General features: G+C 73.5%; 12 protein-coding genes. 5 read left to right on the forward strand and 7 right to left on the reverse strand.

Translation table 11 applies throughout. The features are described 5' to 3' along the window. Nucleotides 1–9 precede the first annotated feature (9 nt). Complete coding sequence (locus AMK18_RS09035) at nt 10–558, reverse strand: hypothetical protein (RefSeq protein ID WP_073862422.1); 549 nt, start codon at nt 556–558, stop codon at nt 10–12. Then, entirely contained in the window at nt 555–1,100 is a 546-nt protein-coding gene (locus tag AMK18_RS09040) for a hypothetical protein (protein ID WP_073862423.1), read from the reverse strand. Before AMK18_RS09040 ends, AMK18_RS09035 begins: the two co-directional genes overlap by 4 nt. A 145-nt stretch (nt 1,101–1,245) precedes the next feature. On the opposite strand from AMK18_RS09040, the gene AMK18_RS09045 reads away from it, so the two are divergent. Further along, nucleotides 1,246–1,863, forward strand: a complete 618-nt coding sequence (locus AMK18_RS09045; RefSeq protein WP_073862424.1) for a GNAT family N-acetyltransferase — start codon at nt 1,246–1,248, stop codon at nt 1,861–1,863. A gap of 56 nt (nt 1,864–1,919) precedes the next feature. Here the strand turns inward: AMK18_RS09045 and AMK18_RS09050 are convergent, their stop codons facing one another. Then, nucleotides 1,920–4,130 carry a heavy metal translocating P-type ATPase gene (locus AMK18_RS09050; RefSeq protein ID WP_241836565.1) on the reverse strand — a complete coding sequence of 737 codons (2,211 nt, stop codon included), beginning with the start codon at nt 4,128–4,130 and terminating at the stop codon, nt 1,920–1,922. Nucleotides 4,131–4,481: 351 nt separating this feature from the next. Here AMK18_RS09050 and AMK18_RS09055 point away from each other — a divergent pair, with 351 nt between their 5' ends. Together AMK18_RS09055 and AMK18_RS09060 are read left to right on the forward strand one after the other, a co-directional pair. Then, nucleotides 4,482–5,171 carry a copper homeostasis protein CutC gene (locus AMK18_RS09055; RefSeq protein ID WP_073862426.1) on the forward strand — a complete coding sequence of 230 codons (690 nt, stop codon included), beginning with the start codon at nt 4,482–4,484 and terminating at the stop codon, nt 5,169–5,171. 452 nt (nt 5,172–5,623) lie between these two features. Then, nucleotides 5,624–8,260 carry a glycoside hydrolase family 9 protein gene (locus tag AMK18_RS09060; RefSeq protein ID WP_079199252.1) on the forward strand — a complete coding sequence of 879 codons (2,637 nt, stop codon included), beginning with the start codon at nt 5,624–5,626 and terminating at the stop codon, nt 8,258–8,260. A gap of 53 nt (nt 8,261–8,313) precedes the next feature. Here the strand turns inward: AMK18_RS09060 and AMK18_RS09065 are convergent, their stop codons facing one another. Further along, nucleotides 8,314–10,386 carry a HelD family protein gene (locus AMK18_RS09065; RefSeq protein ID WP_073862427.1) on the reverse strand — a complete coding sequence of 691 codons (2,073 nt, stop codon included), beginning with the start codon at nt 10,384–10,386 and terminating at the stop codon, nt 8,314–8,316. A 350-nt stretch (nt 10,387–10,736) separates the two neighbouring features. Between AMK18_RS09065 and AMK18_RS34855 the strand changes: the two genes are divergently transcribed. Beyond that, on the forward strand, nt 10,737–10,907 hold the full coding sequence (locus tag AMK18_RS34855; RefSeq protein WP_018101537.1) for a hypothetical protein: 171 nt from the start codon (nt 10,737–10,739) through the stop codon (nt 10,905–10,907). Between the two features lie 22 nt (nt 10,908–10,929). Here the strand turns inward: AMK18_RS34855 and AMK18_RS09070 are convergent, their stop codons facing one another. The 3 genes from AMK18_RS09070 to AMK18_RS09080 form a co-directional block, all read right to left on the reverse strand. Continuing rightward, on the reverse strand, nt 10,930–12,573 hold the full coding sequence (locus AMK18_RS09070; RefSeq protein ID WP_018101536.1) for a DNA repair helicase XPB: 1,644 nt from the start codon (nt 12,571–12,573) through the stop codon (nt 10,930–10,932). A 101-nt stretch (nt 12,574–12,674) separates the two neighbouring features. Continuing rightward, nucleotides 12,675–13,220 (reverse strand): hypothetical protein, encoded by a 546-nt coding sequence (locus AMK18_RS09075; RefSeq protein WP_073862428.1) that lies wholly within the window; start codon nt 13,218–13,220, stop codon nt 12,675–12,677. A 73-nt stretch (nt 13,221–13,293) separates the two neighbouring features. Further along, on the reverse strand, nt 13,294–15,735 hold the full coding sequence (locus AMK18_RS09080) for a helicase C-terminal domain-containing protein (RefSeq protein WP_018101533.1): 2,442 nt from the start codon (nt 15,733–15,735) through the stop codon (nt 13,294–13,296). 85 nt (nt 15,736–15,820) lie between these two features. On the opposite strand from AMK18_RS09080, the gene AMK18_RS09085 reads away from it, so the two are divergent. Beyond that, nucleotides 15,821–16,993: a hypothetical protein gene (locus tag AMK18_RS09085; protein WP_073862429.1), complete on the forward strand. Its 1,173-nt coding sequence runs from the start codon at nt 15,821–15,823 to the stop codon at nt 16,991–16,993. Nucleotides 16,994–17,049: the final 56 nt, after the last annotated feature.

Here is a 17,049-nt window from a genome sequence, read left to right on the forward strand (position 1 = left end):
GCCCGCCGCTCAGGCGGTGGCGGGCAGGCCGAAGTGGTCGGCGATGATCCGGCGGGTCACGGCGCCGTCCGCGTTGAACCCGGGCTCGGTCTCGTAACGCGGGGTCTCCCGGCCGACGATCCCGGCGGCCAGCAGCTCGCGTACGAGCAGGTCGCCGGAGCGGCGGGATTCGCGGCGGGCGCCCAAGTTGAAGTACGTGGTCGAGAAGCCGCCCCTGCTGTGGATGAAGTGGAACGGGTGCGCCTCGCAGTGCGGGACCGAGTAGTTCTGCCCATGGGGGCACGCGCAGGCCGGGGTGGAGGCCAGGAACACGGTTTCCAGGGGATTGGGACGGCCGAAGCGTTCCTCGTAACGGAATCCGGTGAGGTAACCCGCCCGGGTGGCGAGGTCGCCGCCCTTGTACGTGGCCGCGTCGTGCGTCAGCCAGGCCCATCCGTCGGACGCGCCCTGCGTACGGGCGGGGAGGCCCAGGTCCGTGTAGATCCCGCCCAGGGCGGGAAGGTCGAGGCCCTTGGCGTACGTGACGAACGTGTCCGGAGCGATGAAGGGGACGCTCACAGCGCCGCCACCTCCCGGGCGAGCGGCGGCGAGGGCAGACCGAAGCAGGCGGCTATCGCGCGCATGATCCGCTCCCTCTTGTCGAAGTCGTGCGCGTCGCAGTCGTGGCTCGGATCGGTCTCCCAGGCGACGCATTCCGCGTCGGGGCCTATGAGATTCGCCGCGAGCAGTTCGGCGGACATGTAGTCCGGGTTGTCGCCGACGCGCTCCTCCACGTCCTCGAAGCTGAAGTGGAGGACCCACTTCCCATCGCGCAGATACGTGAAGTTCGGCCCGTGCGCCTTGGCGCTGCACGGCTCGGTCACGATGACCACGATCTCGCCCCGGGGCGAGCAGAGGCGCGTGTAGTCGATGTCGTCGTAGTCCTCGATCTCCCAGTTCTCCATGTCATGCACGGCCCACGCCCAACCCCCCGCCTCCCCCTCGGCCAGCGCCTCCCGGTCCTGCTCGCGCAGCCCCGCCACGAGCGCGTCCCGGGACAGGCCCCGGGCGAACACGAGGTTGACCTCGTGCCCGGGGAACTCGCACGCACTGTCGATCAAAGTCATGCGGTGAGCGTAGACGGGGGGACTGACAACGGGGGTTGGGCGTGCGGTCATATTCGGGCGACATGGGGGGTGGGGCTCTGGGAATCTACGCGCGGGCGTGGGCCCGTTGACTCCTTGGTGCCGACTGGATGGGTGAGCGATGACTTTCGTGCTGGTGGGGCCGGTTCTGGAAGGTTCTCGGGTGCGGCTCGAACCGCTCGAACACCGGCACGCGGAGGGGCTGTTGCTCGCGGGGCAGGAGAACCGGAGTTCGTACGGCTACACCTGGGTGCCCGGGCCCGGGGAGGTCGAGGGGTACATCGACGCCCAGTTGGGGCGCGCCGCCGACGGGAAGCTTGCGCCCTACGTCCAGGTGGACCGGGGGTCCGGGCGGGTCATCGGTGCCACGGCCTTCTGGGAGCCGCGCTACTGGATGGGCGACGACAGCCTCACCGCCATCGAGGTCGGCTTCACCTGGCTCGCCGCGTCCGCGCAGGGCACCGGGGTGAACACCGAGTCCAAGTACCTGCTCTTCCGGCACGCGTTCGAGGAGTGGGGCGTTTCGCGCGTCGACCTGAAGACCGATGCGCGCAACGAGCGCTCGCGCGCGGCGATCCAGTCGGTGGGCGCCACGTTCGAGGGTGTCCTGCGGAACTGGTCGCCCTCGTGGGTGCCGGGGGAGGAGGGGCGGTTGCGGGATTCGGCGATCTTTTCGATTACGGGGGAGGAGTGGGCGGCCGTGCGGTCGCGCCTGGAGGCGCGGATGGGGGGTGCGTAGGCGGCCCCTCGGGGTGACCCCGTGGGCTCGGGGCCACCCCGCGAGCGGTTCCGTCCTCAAACGCCGGACGGGCTGGGTTTGAACCCGCGCAGGCGCAGCGAGTTGCCGACCACGAAGACTGAGGAGAAGGCCATCGCCGCGCCCGCGATCATCGGGTTCAGCAGGCCCGCCGCGGCCAGCGGGAGCGCTGCCACGTTGTACGCGAAGGCCCAGAACAGGTTCGTCCGGATCGTGCTCAGGGTCCGGCGCGCCAGGCGGATCGCGTCCGGGGCCGCGCGGAGGTCGCCGCGGACCAGGGTCAGGTCACCCGCCTCGATCGCCGCGTCGGTGCCGGTGCCCATCGCCAGGCCCAGATCGGCCTGGGCCAGCGCGGCGGCGTCGTTCACGCCGTCGCCGACCATCGCCACCGAGCGGCCCTCCGCCTGGAGGCGCTTGACGACGTCCACCTTGTCCTGCGGCATGACCTCCGCGTACACCTCGTCGATCCCCACCTCGGCCGCGACCGACTCCGCCACCGCCCGGTTGTCACCGGTCAGCAGGATGGGCTTCAGGCCCAGGCGGCGCAGGCGGCCGATCGCCTCCGCGCTGGTGTCCTTCACCGCGTCGGCCACTTCGAGCACCGCGCGCGCCTCGCCGTCCCAGGCGACCGCGATGGCCGTCCGTCCGGCGGCCTCCGCCTCGGCCTTGCGGGCGGCCAGGCCGGCCGGGAGGCGTATCTCCCACTCCGCGAGGAGCTGTTCGCGGCCGACGAGGACCGCGTGGCCGTCGACCACGCCCTGCACGCCCAGGCCGGGGACGTTCGCGAAGTCCTCCGGGGTGGGAAGCGCGGCGCCGGTGCGTTCGGCGGCTCCGGTCGCCACCGCCTGGGCGATGGGGTGTTCGGAGGCGTGTTCCAGGGCTCCGGCGAGGCGGAGGGCGTCGGTCTCGGTGGTGCCTGTGGCCGTGTGGACGGCCTGGAGGGTCATCCGGCCCGTCGTCACCGTGCCCGTCTTGTCCAGGACGATCGTGTCGACGCGGCGGGTGGACTCCAGGACCTCGGGGCCCTTGATCAGGATGCCGAGCTGGGCGCCGCGCCCCGTACCGACCATCAGCGCGGTCGGCGTGGCGAGGCCGAGCGCGCACGGGCAGGCGATGATCAGGACCGCCACCGCCGCCGTGAACGCGGCCGTGATCCCCGCGCCGTCCGCCAGCCAGAAGCCCAGCGTGCCGAGCGCGAGCGCGATGACCACGGGGACGAACACCGCCGAGATCCGGTCCGCGAGGCGCTGCGCGGCCGCCTTGCCGTTCTGCGCGTCCTCGACCAGCTTCGCCATCCGGGCGAGCTGGGTGTCCGCGCCGACGCGGGTCGCCTCGACCACGAGGCGGCCGCCCGCGTTGAGGGTCGCGCCGGTCACCGTGTCGCCGACGGCGACCTCGACCGGGACGGACTCGCCGGTCAGCATGGACGCGTCCACCGCCGAGGAGCCCTCGACCACCGTGCCGTCCGTGGCGATCTTCTCGCCGGGGCGCACGAGGAAGCGGTCGCCGACGTGGAGGTCCGCCGTGTCCACGGTCACCTCGTGGCCGTCGCGCAGGACGGTGACCTCCTTGGCGCCCAGTTCGAGGAGCGCCTTCAGCGCGGCGCCCGCCTTCCGCTTCGACCGGGCCTCGAAGTAGCGCCCGGCGAGGATGAACGCGGTGACGCCGGCCGCCGCCTCCAGATAGATGTTCCCCGCGCCGTCGGTGCGGCCGATGGTCAGCTCGAACGGGTGCGTCATGCCGGTCATCCCGGCCGTGCCGAAGAACAGCGCCCACAGCGACCACAGGAACGCGGCCGACGTACCGAGCGAGATGAGCGTGTCCATCGTCGCCGCGCCGTGCCGCGCGTTCGTCCACGCGGCCCGGTGGAACGGCCAGCCCGCGTACGTGACGACGGGGGCGGTGAGGGTGAGCGCGAGCCACTGCCAGTTGTCGAACTGGAGCGCCGGGATCATCGACATCGCGACCACCGGCACCGCGAGGAGCACGGCCGTGATCAGCCGCTGCCGCAAGGTGTCGGGCGCCTGCGCGGCGGGTACGGCCGCGTCTTCCTTCGTACGCGCCGGGGGTGCGGGTTCGTGCGCGGTGTAGCCGGTCTTCTCGACCGTGGCGACGAGGTCCTGTACGGAGGCGGCGGCGCCGTCGTAGGTGACGTGGGCCTTCTCCGTGGCGTAGTTCACGGTGGCCGTGACGCCGTCCATCCGGTTGAGCTTCTTCTCGATACGGGCCGCGCAGGAGGCGCAGGTCATGCCGCCGATGGCCAGCTCTACCTCGGCCTGTGCGGTGTGCGCGGCGTGCGCTGGGTGCGCGGTGTGCGTGGGCGCTGACACGGGGCGGCCCTCCTCGTGGTGGTCCCCGGGTACCCCGGTCTGGGTACCCCCTGGGGGTATCTACCTCTCGTCTCATATATACCCCCACCCCCTATGTCGAAGCAAGGGTGATCCTTTGCGGATGCACGGGCTCCGTCGGTCGGTCGCCTGTCGGCCGTTTGGCCTCGCGTATCTTCACGTTCACGGTCAGGGCTGCGCCGTCGGCCTACCGCCCCGTAGGCTGGGCCATTGGACTAGACCTGTAGCTGCTTCCTGGAGGATTGGGATCCCATGAGCAACCGTGCAGTCCTGGAGGTGATCGCTCTCGACGCGGAGGACGCGGTCGCTGCCCAGGCGGGTGGTGCGGACCGGCTTGAGCTGGTCACCGACATGGCGGCGGACGGCCTCACCCCGTCCTGTGCGACCTTCGCGGCGATCCGTGCCGCGGTGGACATTCCGCTTCGGGTGATGCTCAGGGTCGCCGACGGTTTCGCGGCCGGTGACGTCGAGATACTCGTACGCAAGGCGCGGGAGCTGCGGGCGGAGGGGGCGGACGAGTTCGTCCTCGGCTTCCTGGACGCGGACGGGAACCCCGACCTCGTCGCGGTCGAACGGCTCGTCGCCGCGCTGGACGGCTGCCGGTGGACGTTCCACCGGGCGATCGACCGGGCGGCGGACCGGGACGCGCTGCGCAAGTCGCTCGCGGATCTGCCGGGGCTCGACACGTATCTGACGGCCGGGGCGGCGGCGGGCGTGGACGCCGGGATACCGACGTTGGTGGCCGAGGCGGGGCGGCGGGGCGAGCCCGGGTACGAGCCGCGGATTCTTGTGGGGGGCGGGTTGAGGCTGGAGCACCTTCCGGCGCTCCTGGACGCGGGTATCGACGCCGTGCACATCGGTGGCGCGGCGCGGCCGGGTGGCTGGGGCGGGCCGGTGGACGCGGATGCGGTACGGGAGTGGCGGGCGGTGCTGGACCGCTAGGCGCGGGGCGCTGGGGGCGGTGTGGTGCCTCTGGGTGCGCCGGTCGCGCGCCGTTGCTGCGGGGGCGCCGCCCCCGGACCCCTGCTCCTCAAGCGCCGGAGGGGCTGATTTTGCGGGCTCGGGTGCGCCGTTCGCGTGCGGCGCCGTGGTTGCGGGGCGCTGCCTCCGGGCCCCCGCTCCTCAAACGCCGGAGGGGCTGAGATTGCCGGGCCGGGCAAACCCAGCCCGTCCGGCGTTTGAGGACGGAACCCTCGGCCCGGACCGGGGCACCCGGGGGTCACCCCGCGACGGAACGTCGCCCTGTCATGACCCTGGCGCAACCCGCGCCCCCCGCCCCACAATGGCCTCGCGGTGATGGGATCGCTCCCATGGCGCGCCTCCCCGGCATGCCCGTCTGCTGTGGGAGCGCTCCCATCATCGTCTTCTTCCGTCCCCACGACGAAAGGCCCTCGGTGAACGCCTCCTCACCCCCCTCCTCCGTCCGGCGCCGACGGCGGGCGCTCGGCGTGCTGGCCGCTGCCGCGCTCTGCGGCGGCATTCTGACCGCGCCCGGTGCCGTCGCCGCCGACGGCGACCCCGCTCCGGAGCAGATCACCAATGGTGACTTCTCCGCGGGGGTCGCGCCCTGGTGGTCGACGGCCAATGCGCCGGTCGCCGTCGTGGACGGGCGGCTGTGTGCCGACGTTCCGGGCGGGACCGCCAACCCGTGGGACGCGATCGTCGGGCAGAACGACATCCCGCTCGTCGCGGGGGAGGCGTACACCCTGACGTACACGGCGAGTTCGACCGTACCGCTGTCCATTCACACCAACGTGCAGATGGCGACCGATCCGTACACCGCGGATCTGTCCGCGACCGATCAGATCGGGGCCGAGGCGGCCGTCCACACGCACGTGTTCACCGCGTCCGCCGACCAGGACACCGCGCAGGTCGCGTTCCAGGTCGGCGGCGGCGCGGAAGCGGCGACCTTCTGCGTGGACGACGTGTCGCTGCGCGGGGGCGCCGAGCCGCCCGTCTACGAGCCGGACACCGGGTCGCCCGTGCGGGTCAACCAGGTCGGCTATCTGCCCAAGGGCCCCAAGACCGGCACCCTGGTCACCGACGCGACCGACCCGCTGCCGTGGACGCTGAAAGCGGCCGACGGGACGGCCGTCGCGAGCGGGACGACCACGCCCGGCGGCGAGGACCCGACCTCGCGGCAGAACGTGCAGACCTTCGACTTCAGCGACGCCACCGCCACCGGCGACGGCTTCACGATCGAGGCGGACGGCCAGGTCAGCGAGCCCTTCTCGATCCGGGCGGACCTCTACGACAGCCTCCGGTCCGACTCGCTGGCGTACTTCTACCAGAACCGCAGCGGCATCGCGATCGACGCGGACCTGGTCGGCGAGGAGTACGCGCGCCCGGCCGGCCACCTCGGTGTGGCGCCGAACAAGGGCGACACGGACGTGCCCTGCCAGCCGGGCGTCTGCGACTACCGGCTCGACGTGCGCGGCGGCTGGTACGACGCCGGGGACCACGGCAAGTACGTCGTGAACGGCGGCATCGCGGTCGCCGAGCTGATGGACACCTACGAGCGCACGCTGACCGCCGACGGCGCGGAGTCCGCCGAGCTGGGCGACGGCGCGCTGCGGGTGCCCGAGCACGGCAACGACGTGCCGGACATCCTCGACGAGGCGCGCTGGGAGCTGGAGTTCCTGATGCGCATGCAGGTCCCGGCCGGGCAGCCGCTGGCGGGCATGGCCCACCACAAGGTGCACGACGCCAACTGGACCGGCATCCCGATGCGGCCCGAACTCGACCCGGAGCAGCGCGAACTGCACCCGCCGACGACCGCCGCGACCCTGAACCTCGCCGCGACGGCCGCCCAGTGCGCCCGGCTGTACGCCCCGTTCGACGCGGAGTTCGCGGCCCAGTGCCGTACCGCCGCCGAGGCCGCGTGGACCGCCGCGAAGGCGCATCCGGCGGTGTACGCCAGCCCGGCCGACGGCGTCGGGGGCGGGACGTACGAGGACAACGACGTGAGCGACGAGTTCTACTGGGCCGCCGCCGAGCTGTTCACCACGACCGGCAAGGACACGTACCGCCAGGCGCTGCTGGACTCGCCGCTGCACGGTGACGTGGACGCGGCCTTCCCCGCCGACGGCGGGATGTGGTGGGGCGGCACCGCCGGGCTCGGCGTGCTGACCCTGGCCACGGTCCCGAACGACCTGACGGCCGCCCAGCTCGCGGACGTACGGAACGTCGTGACGACCGCCGCCGACCAGTACAAGGCGCAGACGGAGGACCAGCTGTACGGCGTGCCGTACGCGCCCAAGGACCTGAACTACGCCTGGGGTTCGAACAGTCAGGTCCTGAACAACATGATCGTGCTGGCCACCGCCGCCGACCTCACCGGTGACACCGGCTACCGGGACGCGGTGCTGCGCGGCGCGGACTACCTCTTCGGGCGCAACCCGCTGAACCAGTCGTACGTCACCGGCTACGGCGAGCGGTACTCGCAGAACCAGCACCACCGGTTCTGGGCGCACGAGTCCGACCCGTCCCTGCCGCACCCGCCGGCCGGGTCCCTCGCGGGCGGCCCCAACCTGACCGCCCCGACCTCGGGCGACCCGGAGGCCGCCGCGAAGCTCAAGGGGTGCGCGGCCGCGATGTGCTACCTGGACGACAACGGCTCGTACGCGACCAACGAGGTCGCGGTGAACTGGAACGCCCCGCTGGCCTACATCGCCTCCTACCTGGACGACGCGGGTGACGCCACGGGTCCGGAGCGCGCCTGCAAGGTGACGTACTCCTCGCACCCGTGGAACACCGGCTCGACCACCACGGTCACGGTGAAGAACACCGGCAGCAAGGCCGTCACGCCGTGGTCCCTGACCTGGCTGCTGCCCGGTGACCAGAAGCTCAGCCACACCTGGAGCGCCGAACTCGGCCAGTACGGACGGACGGTGACGGCCGCGCCGCTGTCCTGGAACCGGACGCTGGCACCCGGAGCCTCGATCGACTTCGGGTTCAACAGCAGCCGGACGGGCCCGGCGGCCGACCCGGGCACCGTGAAGCTGAACGGGCGGGCCTGCACCGCCGGTTGATGACCGGGCGGGGGCGGGGGTGGACGAGGGTCCCCCCGCCCCCGTTCACTTCGTTACGCCAACTCCTCCGGCAGCGGCGCGGCGTGAAGCACCGTCAGGCCGGACACCGCACGGGTCAGCGCCACGTACAACCGGCGCAGGCCCGTGCGTTCGTCCGGTTCGCCGTCGACCACGGCGGCCGGTTCGTCCAGCACCACGTAGTCGTACTCCAGGCCCTTCGCCAGCGACGCCGGGACCAGGGTCAGCCGGGACTCGGCGGTCGTCTCCTGGCCGGGGGAGAGGTACGTGTGCCCGGCCGCGGTCAGCGCGTCGGCGAGGGCCGGGATGCGGGCGTCGGCGGCGATCAGGCCGATGGACCCCTCGTGCGTCAGGGACTCCTCGCAGGCCGCGACGACCGCCGTGTCCAGCGCCGTCGCGTCCGCCACCTCCCGTACGGACAGCGAACCGGGCGACTCACGTACCGACTCCACCGGCGTCAGCCCCGGCGAGATGACCGGGAGCAGCCGCGAGGCGTACGCGATCACATCGCGCGGCACGCGGAATCCGGCCGTCAGCTCCTCCACCAGCGCGTCCGCCTTGCCCAGGTGGTGCAGCGCCTGCTCCCAACTCTGCGTGGACCAGGGCGTGGTGCCCTGCGCCAGGTCGCCGAGGACGGTCGCCGAACCGGTCGAGCAGCGGCGGCCGACCGCGCGGTACTGCATGGGGGAGAGGTCCTGCGCCTCATCGATCACGACATGGCCGAGCGAGTGCGTACGCGACACCAGGTCGGCCGCCTCGTCGATCAGCACCGCGTCCGCAGCGGACCACTTGGCGGTCTTCACGCTGCGGGCGGGCTTGATCCAGAGGATCGCCTTCTGCTCGTCCTCGGAGAGCAGCCCCTCCGCGTGCTCCGCCAGGAACTCCGCGTCGGACAGCAGCCGCAGGACCAGCTTCGCCGGGTCCACGGCGGGCCAGATCGCCTTCACGGCCGCCTTCACCGCGGGGTTGCGGGCCACCGAATTCTGCACCCGGTCGTCGGGCGCCTCGCCCGACTGCTCCATGCGCACCAGGACGGCGTGCGCGATGCGCTGGGGCAGTGCCTCGTGCGCGGCGCCGTAGCGCATGTCCCGGGCCAGCAGCTCCTGGACCATCTCCTCGATCTCGTACGCCGGTACGCGCCAGCGCCGCGAGCCGCGCACCACCATCACGGGCTCGGTGGGGAGCGTGACGTGCGAGCGCAGCGCGCGCCGCAGGACCTCCGCCATGCGGGCGTCGCCCTTGACGACGGCGGCCGGGGCCTCGTCCGTCCCCCGGACCTCGATCTGTCCGGTGACCAGGTCCTCGACGGTCGCCTGCTTGACCTCCAGCTCGCCGAGGGCCGGGAGCACCTGCTCGATGTAGTGCAGGAAGGACTGGTTCGGCCCGACGACCAGGGTGCCGGTGCGGGCCAGGCGCTCGCGGTGCGCGTACAGCAGATACGCGACCCGGTGCAGGCCGACGGCGGTCTTCCCGGTGCCGGGGCCTCCCTGCACGCAGACCGTGCCGCCGAGCTCGCTGCGGACGATCTCGTCCTGCTCGGGCTGGATCGTCGCGACGATGTCCCGCATGGGGCCGACGCGGGGGCGCTCGATCTCCGCCTGGAGCAGCTTGCTCGTCTGCTCGGCCTCGGCGGGGTCGGTCAGGTGCTCGTCCTCGTACGCGGTGAGGTCGCCGCCGGTGTAGCCGAAGCGGCGCCTGCGGCCGACGTCCAGCGGGTCCTTGCGGGAGGCGCGGTAGAACGGCTGGGAGACCGGGGCGCGCCAGTCGATCACCATCGGGTCGCCCTGCGCGTCGTGCACATGGCGGCGCCCGATGTAGAACTCCTCGCCCTCGGCGCCTTCCGCCTCCTCGGCCCCGACGACGTGCAGATAGTCCAGGCGCCCGAAGAACAGCGGGGTGTGGGCCAGGTCCGCGAGCGACTTGATGCGCTCGTCGATCTGGGCCTGGAGCACCGCCGCGTTCACCCAGTTCGCGGTGACGTCGCGGATGTCCAGGGCCTGGGCGTCCTCCCGCATGGCGCGCAGCGCGGCGCGGGACGCCGCGAGATGGGCGCGCTCATGGGCGAGGGGGTCGGTGGTGGTGTCGCTCTCGAATTCGTGCGCGGGCACGGTGTTGCCTCCGGCATTCAACGCAGGACGACGGACCGCGATTCACCCTTGGGGGGTGTGCGGTCCGCTCGGGGATCGATCGTGCGTACGGTTGTCGGCCGGTTTCCGTCCGGTCGGCGGCGCTCCCCCGGCTGCCGGAAGGGCCCCTCGGGGGCCGCCGGTACCACGGTGCGGGAGGCGGGCAGACCGGGGAGTGTACCGGGGGGTGGCGGGTGGGCGCGAATGCTTTTACGGGGCGGGGTCATCCCTCCCGTAGGGGATGCCGTGCGACCGGAGGCGTACGCGGGGGGCGTCGCGCTTCCGTCTGCGGGGCGACGCCGCGGCGTACCCGTCCGGAGCACCATGGATACATGAGCACCGTCACCCTTGACCCGCGAAGGACCGGGGCCACCGAGGCCCCCGGTCACCCCCTCAACCGCGCCGCCGGCGCCCTGCGTGCCGTGAAGGTCTTCGCGCAGGCCGCCTTCGGCGTCGTCGTCCTCGGCGAGTACGCGGAGGAGGCGGGGGTGCGGCGGCGCTGACCGCCGCACCCGTGCCCCGTCCTCAGCTCTCCGACAGCAGTTCGTCCGCGTCCACGATGCGGTACGCGTAGCCCTGCTCGGCCAGGAACCGCTGGCGGTGCGCCGCGAAGTCCTGGTCGATCGTGTCGCGCGCGACGACCGAGTAGAACCGCGCCTCGTGCCCGTCGGCCTTCGGGCGGAGCACCCGGCCCAGGCGCTGCGCCTCCTCCTGGCGCGAACCGAAGGTCCCCGACACCTGGATGGCGACCGTCGCCTCCGGCAGGTCGATGGAGAAGTTCGCCACCTTCGACACCACGAGCACGTTCAGCTCGCCCTGGCGGAACGCCTCGAACAGCTTCTCGCGCTGTGCGTTGCTCGTCTCGCCCTTGATCACCGGGGCGTCCAGATGTTCGCCCAGCTCGTCCAGCTGGTCGATGTACTGCCCGATGACCAGGGTCTGCTCGCCCTTGTGCTTGCGCACCAGCGCCTCGGTGACCTTCCGCTTCGTCGCGGTCGTCGCGCAGAACCGGTACTTCTCCTCGGCCTCGGCGGTCGCGTACGCGAGGCGCTCCGAGTCCGTGAGGTTGACCCGGACCTCGACGCAGTCCGCCGGGGCGATGTAGCCCTGTGCCTCGATCTCCTTCCACGGCGCGTCGAACCGCTTGGGACCGATGAGCGAGAAGACGTCCGACTCGCGGCCGTCCTCGCGGACCAGGGTCGCGGTCAGGCCGAGGCGGCGGCGGGCCTGGAGGTCGGCGGTGAACTTGAAGACGGGGGCGGGGAGCAGGTGCACCTCGTCGTAGATCACGAGGCCCCAGTCGCGGGAGTCGAAGAGCTCCAGGTGCGGGTAGACGCCCTTCCGGCGGGTCGTCAGCACCTGGTAGGTGGCGATCGTGACCGGCCGGATCTCCTTCCGCGTCCCGCTGTACTCGCCGATCTCGTCCTCGGTCAGCGAGGTCCGCTTCACCAGTTCGTGCTTCCACTGGCGGGCGGAGACGGTGTTCGTGACCAGGATCAGCGTCGTCGCCTTGGCCTGCGCCATCGCGCCCGCGCCGACGAGCGTCTTGCCCGCGCCGCAGGGGAGCACGACGACGCCGGACCCGCCGTGCCAGAAGCCGTCGACGGCCTGCTGCTGGTACGGACGCAGCGCCCAGCCGTCCTCGTCCAGCTCGATCGGGTGCGCCTCGCCGTCGACGTACCCCGCGAGGTCCTCGGCGGGCCAGCCGAGCTTGAGCAGCGTCTGCTTGACCTGGCCGCGCTCGGAGGGGTGCACGGCGACGGTGTCCGGGTCGATCCTCGCCCCCACCAGGGGCTGGACCTTCTTCGACCGCAGGATCTCCTCGAGCACCGGCCGGTCCGTCGTCGTCAGGACGAGCCCGTGCACGGGGTGCTTGGACAGGGTGAGGCGGCCGTAGCGGTCCATCGTCTCGGCGATGTCGACGAGCAGCGCGTGCGGTACGGGGTAGCGGGAGTACGTCACGAGCGCGTCCACGACCTGCTCGGCGTCGTGCCCGGCCGCGCGGGCGTTCCACAGCCCGAGCGGGGTCAGCCGGTACGTGTGGATGTGCTCGGGCGCCCGCTCCAGCTCGGCGAACGGCGCGATGGCCCGACGGCAGGCGTCGGCCTGCTCGTGGTCGACTTCGAGGAGGAGCGTTTTGTCGCTCTGGACGATGAGGGGTCCGCTCACGCGCGTTGGCCCTTCCGGCTCGGGGGAAACCTCCAGTGTGCCGCATGTGGGGGCGGTGTGTCGTTGGGCCGGTACGGACTGGGCGGCCCGCAGGGCGCGGCTTACGGGGTCGGGGGCCGACGGCCGCGGCCTCGGGGGAGGCGGCCCTGGTGGACCGCCGCGTGCGCCGTGAGGGCCAGTTCCGGGGCGTCCGTTGTGAAGGAGTCGATCCGGATGGCTCGGCCGTCGTGGAGGCGGATCACGCACGCGAAGCCCATGCCCCGCGCCTCGGCCAGCGGCCGCCCGTCGTCGCCGTGGGCGCCCACCGACGCGATGTCCTCCCACGGGATGAGCGTCGCGGCCCCCGCGACCCGGTGCGTGAGACCGCGCTCGTGGACGTCGAAGCTCTGCTCACGCGTACGGAAGCCCTGGACGAACCGCCAGATCCCGAGGCCCAGGCCCACGAGGCCGACGCCGAGGAGGAGCCCGGCCAGCTCCGGGGCCCCGTCGGTGGTGCCGACGGACGCGACCGCGACCGGTATGCCGAAGGCCAGTCCGGCCGCGCCGACGGCCGACATCACACCGGCCTGCACCAGCCGTCTGCCGCCGTCCGTCCGGTGCTCGCGGACGAAGCCGCCCAGTTGCCGGGCAGCGTCGGTACGTCGCATGTGAATCCCCCCGTAGTCGCGGACACGCCAAAGTGTGCCCATGCCCGGCCCGGAGGCAAACAGGTACGGCCGGCTACTCCGCCAGCTCCGCCACGCCCGTGATGCGGTGCAGCGGGTACGTGCGGATCTCGTCCGCCGTGTGGTCGTAGGCCGTCACATAGCCGCCCTCCACGCGGACCGGGGCGATCACGCGCTGGCTCGCGGCGCCCTCCGCGTTGACGTAGCCGATCCACACCGCGGAGCCGGTCATCGCGGCGGCCTGGACGGTGACCAGGGTCTCCGCGGCGGTGGTGCGGGGCAGCGCGCCCGGCGGTGTCGCGGTGGCGGTGTCCTTCTGGGCGTGGACGACCGTCGCCGCGTCGTCCCCCGCCCGGATCGCCCGGACCGCCGCGCCGAGCAGCGTGGTGTCCGGCACGGGCGGGCCCTCGGGGACGGGGACGGGCGCGGACCGGGGCGGGGTGCGATGGGCCCCGGCCCGGGTGATCAGGACGTCGCCGTCGGCGGACTCCGCGGCGGGGGCGTACCCCATCTCGCGCAGCCCGTCGAGCAGCGACGCGGGGTCGGCCCGGGCCGCCAGCACCGTCGGCGCGATACGGCGCAGCCGCAGCGCGGCGGACCGCTTGTCGGCCAGGATCTCGCCGAGCACGGTCTCGTCGTCGCAGCGCACGTACGAGGACGCCGCGCCGATCCGGAGGTGCCCATGGCGGCGGGCCACGTCGTCGATGAGGTAGCTCAGCGGCTGCGGCACCGGCGTACGGCTGTGCGTGGCGAGGAAGGCGTGCAGGTCGGCGGCGGTCTGCCCGGCGTCCAGGGCCCGGCGGACGGACCCGGGCGTGAAGCGGTACACCGTCGCCCCGCCCTTGGACTCGACGTCCGCGAGCGTGCCGAGCATGTCGGCCAGCGGGCGTTCCAGCGGACCGGGCGCGACGGCTGTCAGGTCGGCCTGGAGCAGGACGTGGTCCAGGGGCTCCGGCAGCAGCGGGGCGAGCAGCCCGGCGGCCTTCGCGGGCCCCTCGGTGAGCAGGGCGCGGGTCTGCCCGGCGAGCGCGCCGCGCCCGGTGATCCCCAGGAACTCCGACTCGTTCAGCGTCCACAGGGCGATCCGGGACCGCAGATCCGTGGTCCCCTCCGCAGCGGCCCCGCGCAGCGGCCGCTCCCAGCGGAGCCGGGCGAGCACGGACTCCGGGTCGGGCGCGGTGCCGGCCGGCAACGCGTCGAGCAGGGCGAGGACCCGGTGGCGTACCTCCGGCGCGGCGGAACGGTCCAGGTCGGGGCCGAGCGCGGACAGCGCCCGCCCCTTCGCGTCCTGGCCGCCGACCAGGCCGGAGGTCCGGGTCGCGGTGAGCCAGGCCGTCGCGAGGGTGACCCACCGCTCCTGCGCGGGCGCCTCCAGCCACTCGTCGGACGCCGGTGTCGGCGCGTACCGCTCGTCCGCCTCGCCGTCGGAGGCCAGCAGCCCGGCCGCGTACGCGAGTTCCACCCAGAACGCGGCGGCCGGCTCTGTGACGTCCAGCGCGGTCGCCGTCTTCCGCAGCTCCCGCACGCTCAGTCCGCCCGCGCGCAGGACGGCCGGGCCGCCGCCGTTCCAGTGCTTCAGCAGCTCCTCGACGGTCGACACCGCCAGGAACGCCTGGCCGGCCGCCGCGCTGTCCACAGCCTGTGGATCGCGTTCGGCGACGGCGACCACGGCCGGAGGCCGGGGTTCCGGCGTCCGGTGGGCGCGCCCGGCCCGCAGATGCAGCGCCGCCTCGCGCGGCAGCACGACGGTCCGCGTCGAGACGGGCAGCAGCAGCCCCCGGTCGCGCAGCCACTTCACGGGCGCCGTCGGATTCGGCGTGACCTCCCCGTACGGCGGCCCCCACACGAGCCGGTCCAGCACCGCCAGGGCCTCCGTGGGCGCGGTGTCCAGCAGCTCGCCCATCCGGGCGCGGTCGGTGAACAGCCCGGTCAGGGCCGCCACCGCGGACACCGGGTCGTGCGTGGCGGGCAGCCCGGCGGCGGCCAGGATCTCCTGGAGCCGGCCGGGCGACATGCCCGCGGTGGCCTCGGCGACGGTCGGCCCGAGACCAGTGGGGGAGGGGTGCTGCGGCGACGGCGACAGCAGCTCCCGCGCCGTGCGGACGAGCCGGAGCCGGTCGTCGTCACCCCACACGAGCGCCTGCTCCCGCAGGGTCCCGAGCGCGCCGGGCAGCGCCTCCGTGATCGCGGTGCCCACGTCGTCGCGTTGCTCGCCGTCGTCCTGCCCGTCGCCGGTCAGCAGCCCGAGCAGCGTCTCGTACGGGGCCGGGTCGGGCGCCACCGCGAGCGCCTCGGCGGCCTGGAGGGCGAACCGGTCCAGGTGTTCCAGGGCGCGTACGACGGACGCGCGGGTGCCCGCGCGCGTGGCGAGCTGCGTGATGTCGCCCGGCACGGGGGAGAGGAGATCGGGCCGCGCCCGCAGCAGCCCGGCCAGTGACTCGTCGTCCCGGGCGCGCAGCGCCTCGGCGAGCGTCCGCGGTGGTGTGGTCGTCCCCATCCGCCCCACGGTAGCCGCTCCGGACAGCCCTGAGGGCGCTACCGTCGGTGCAGGCCGGTGGCGGGGAACCGAGGGGAAGCGACGCGTGGGGATCGAGAGCGACCAGCTCGTCTACGACTACCTGAGCCGGGTCGGCGACCTGGCTCAGCAGCAACAGTTGCCGTCGGGCGCCCGAATGCGCCTCGTCGCGGAGCTCCGCACGGAAATCGACCGCCGCCGCGAGGCGCAGGGCGCCCACACCCCCGGCCAGGTACGCCGCATCATCGGCGCGCTCGGCACCCCGGACGACCTGGTCGCGGCAGCGGCGAAGGCGGGGGCGGCGGAGCCGCCGGAGCCTCCGGAAATCCCTGAACCACGTCGCGCGAGTCTTCGGGGTCCGGCCGCGCGGGGAGCCGCCCCGGACGCCCCCGCGCCGCGCGGGGCGGGCAAGGGTGTGTCGCCTTCGCGCCGAGGCGACCCGGACGCCCCCGCGCCGCGCCCCGCGCGCAAGGGCCCCTTCGGCCCGCGGCGGCCGAAGCCGGACGCCGACGCTCCGGTGCCGCAGCAGGCGGATCCGGACGACTCGGCCCCGTACCGGTTCGGCCCCGACGACTCCGCCCCGCACCGGCTGGGCATGGACGAGCTCGGGGCGGACGCCGGTGACGGCGAGTGGTGGCGGGACGAGCCCGGGCCGTTCGGTGAGACCGGGCCCGGGGCGTTCGGCGAGTTCGGCCCGGGTACGGAGGTGCCGGGGTTCCGGGGCGGCGTCGAGATCCCGGCGCTGCTGCGGCCGCCGGAGCCGGAGGCCGAGGAGGAGGAAGAGGAGGACGAGGAGGACGAGGCTCCGGAGGAGGCGGCGGAGCCGGAGGCCCCTCCGGAGAAGGCGCGCCGCCGGTTCCGCCGCGCCCGCCCGGCCCCGGCGGCCCCCGAGGCGGGCCCCCGCCGGGGCTTCGGCCACCCCGTCCTGCTGCTGGCGGCGGCCCTCCTCGTGGTGGGCGCCGCGATGGGCTCCCTGCTGGCCCTCGCGGGAGGCTGGCTGCTCGCGTACAGCTCCCGCAAACTATCCCGCGCGGAAGCGAAGTGGGCCGCGATGGGCCTGCCCGGCGTGGTCGCGACGGCCGCCCTGGTCTGGCTCTGGGGCCGCATGGACGGCCGCTGGGGCACCCCGATCCCGGAACACGGCATGAAGGACGCGCTGGGCGACGTATGGCCGGTCACGGTACGCACGGCGGCGGTGGCGTCGGCGCTGTTCCTGCTGTGGCGGTCGAGGCGACGGTAGAAGAGAGGGGCGCGCCCCTAACGGAACCCCGCGCCCGGGCGCGCCCAATCCCCACC

It is taken from the genome of Streptomyces sp. CB01249 (genome assembly GCF_001905735.1).
GTDB lineage: Bacteria > Actinomycetota > Actinomycetes > Streptomycetales > Streptomycetaceae > Streptomyces.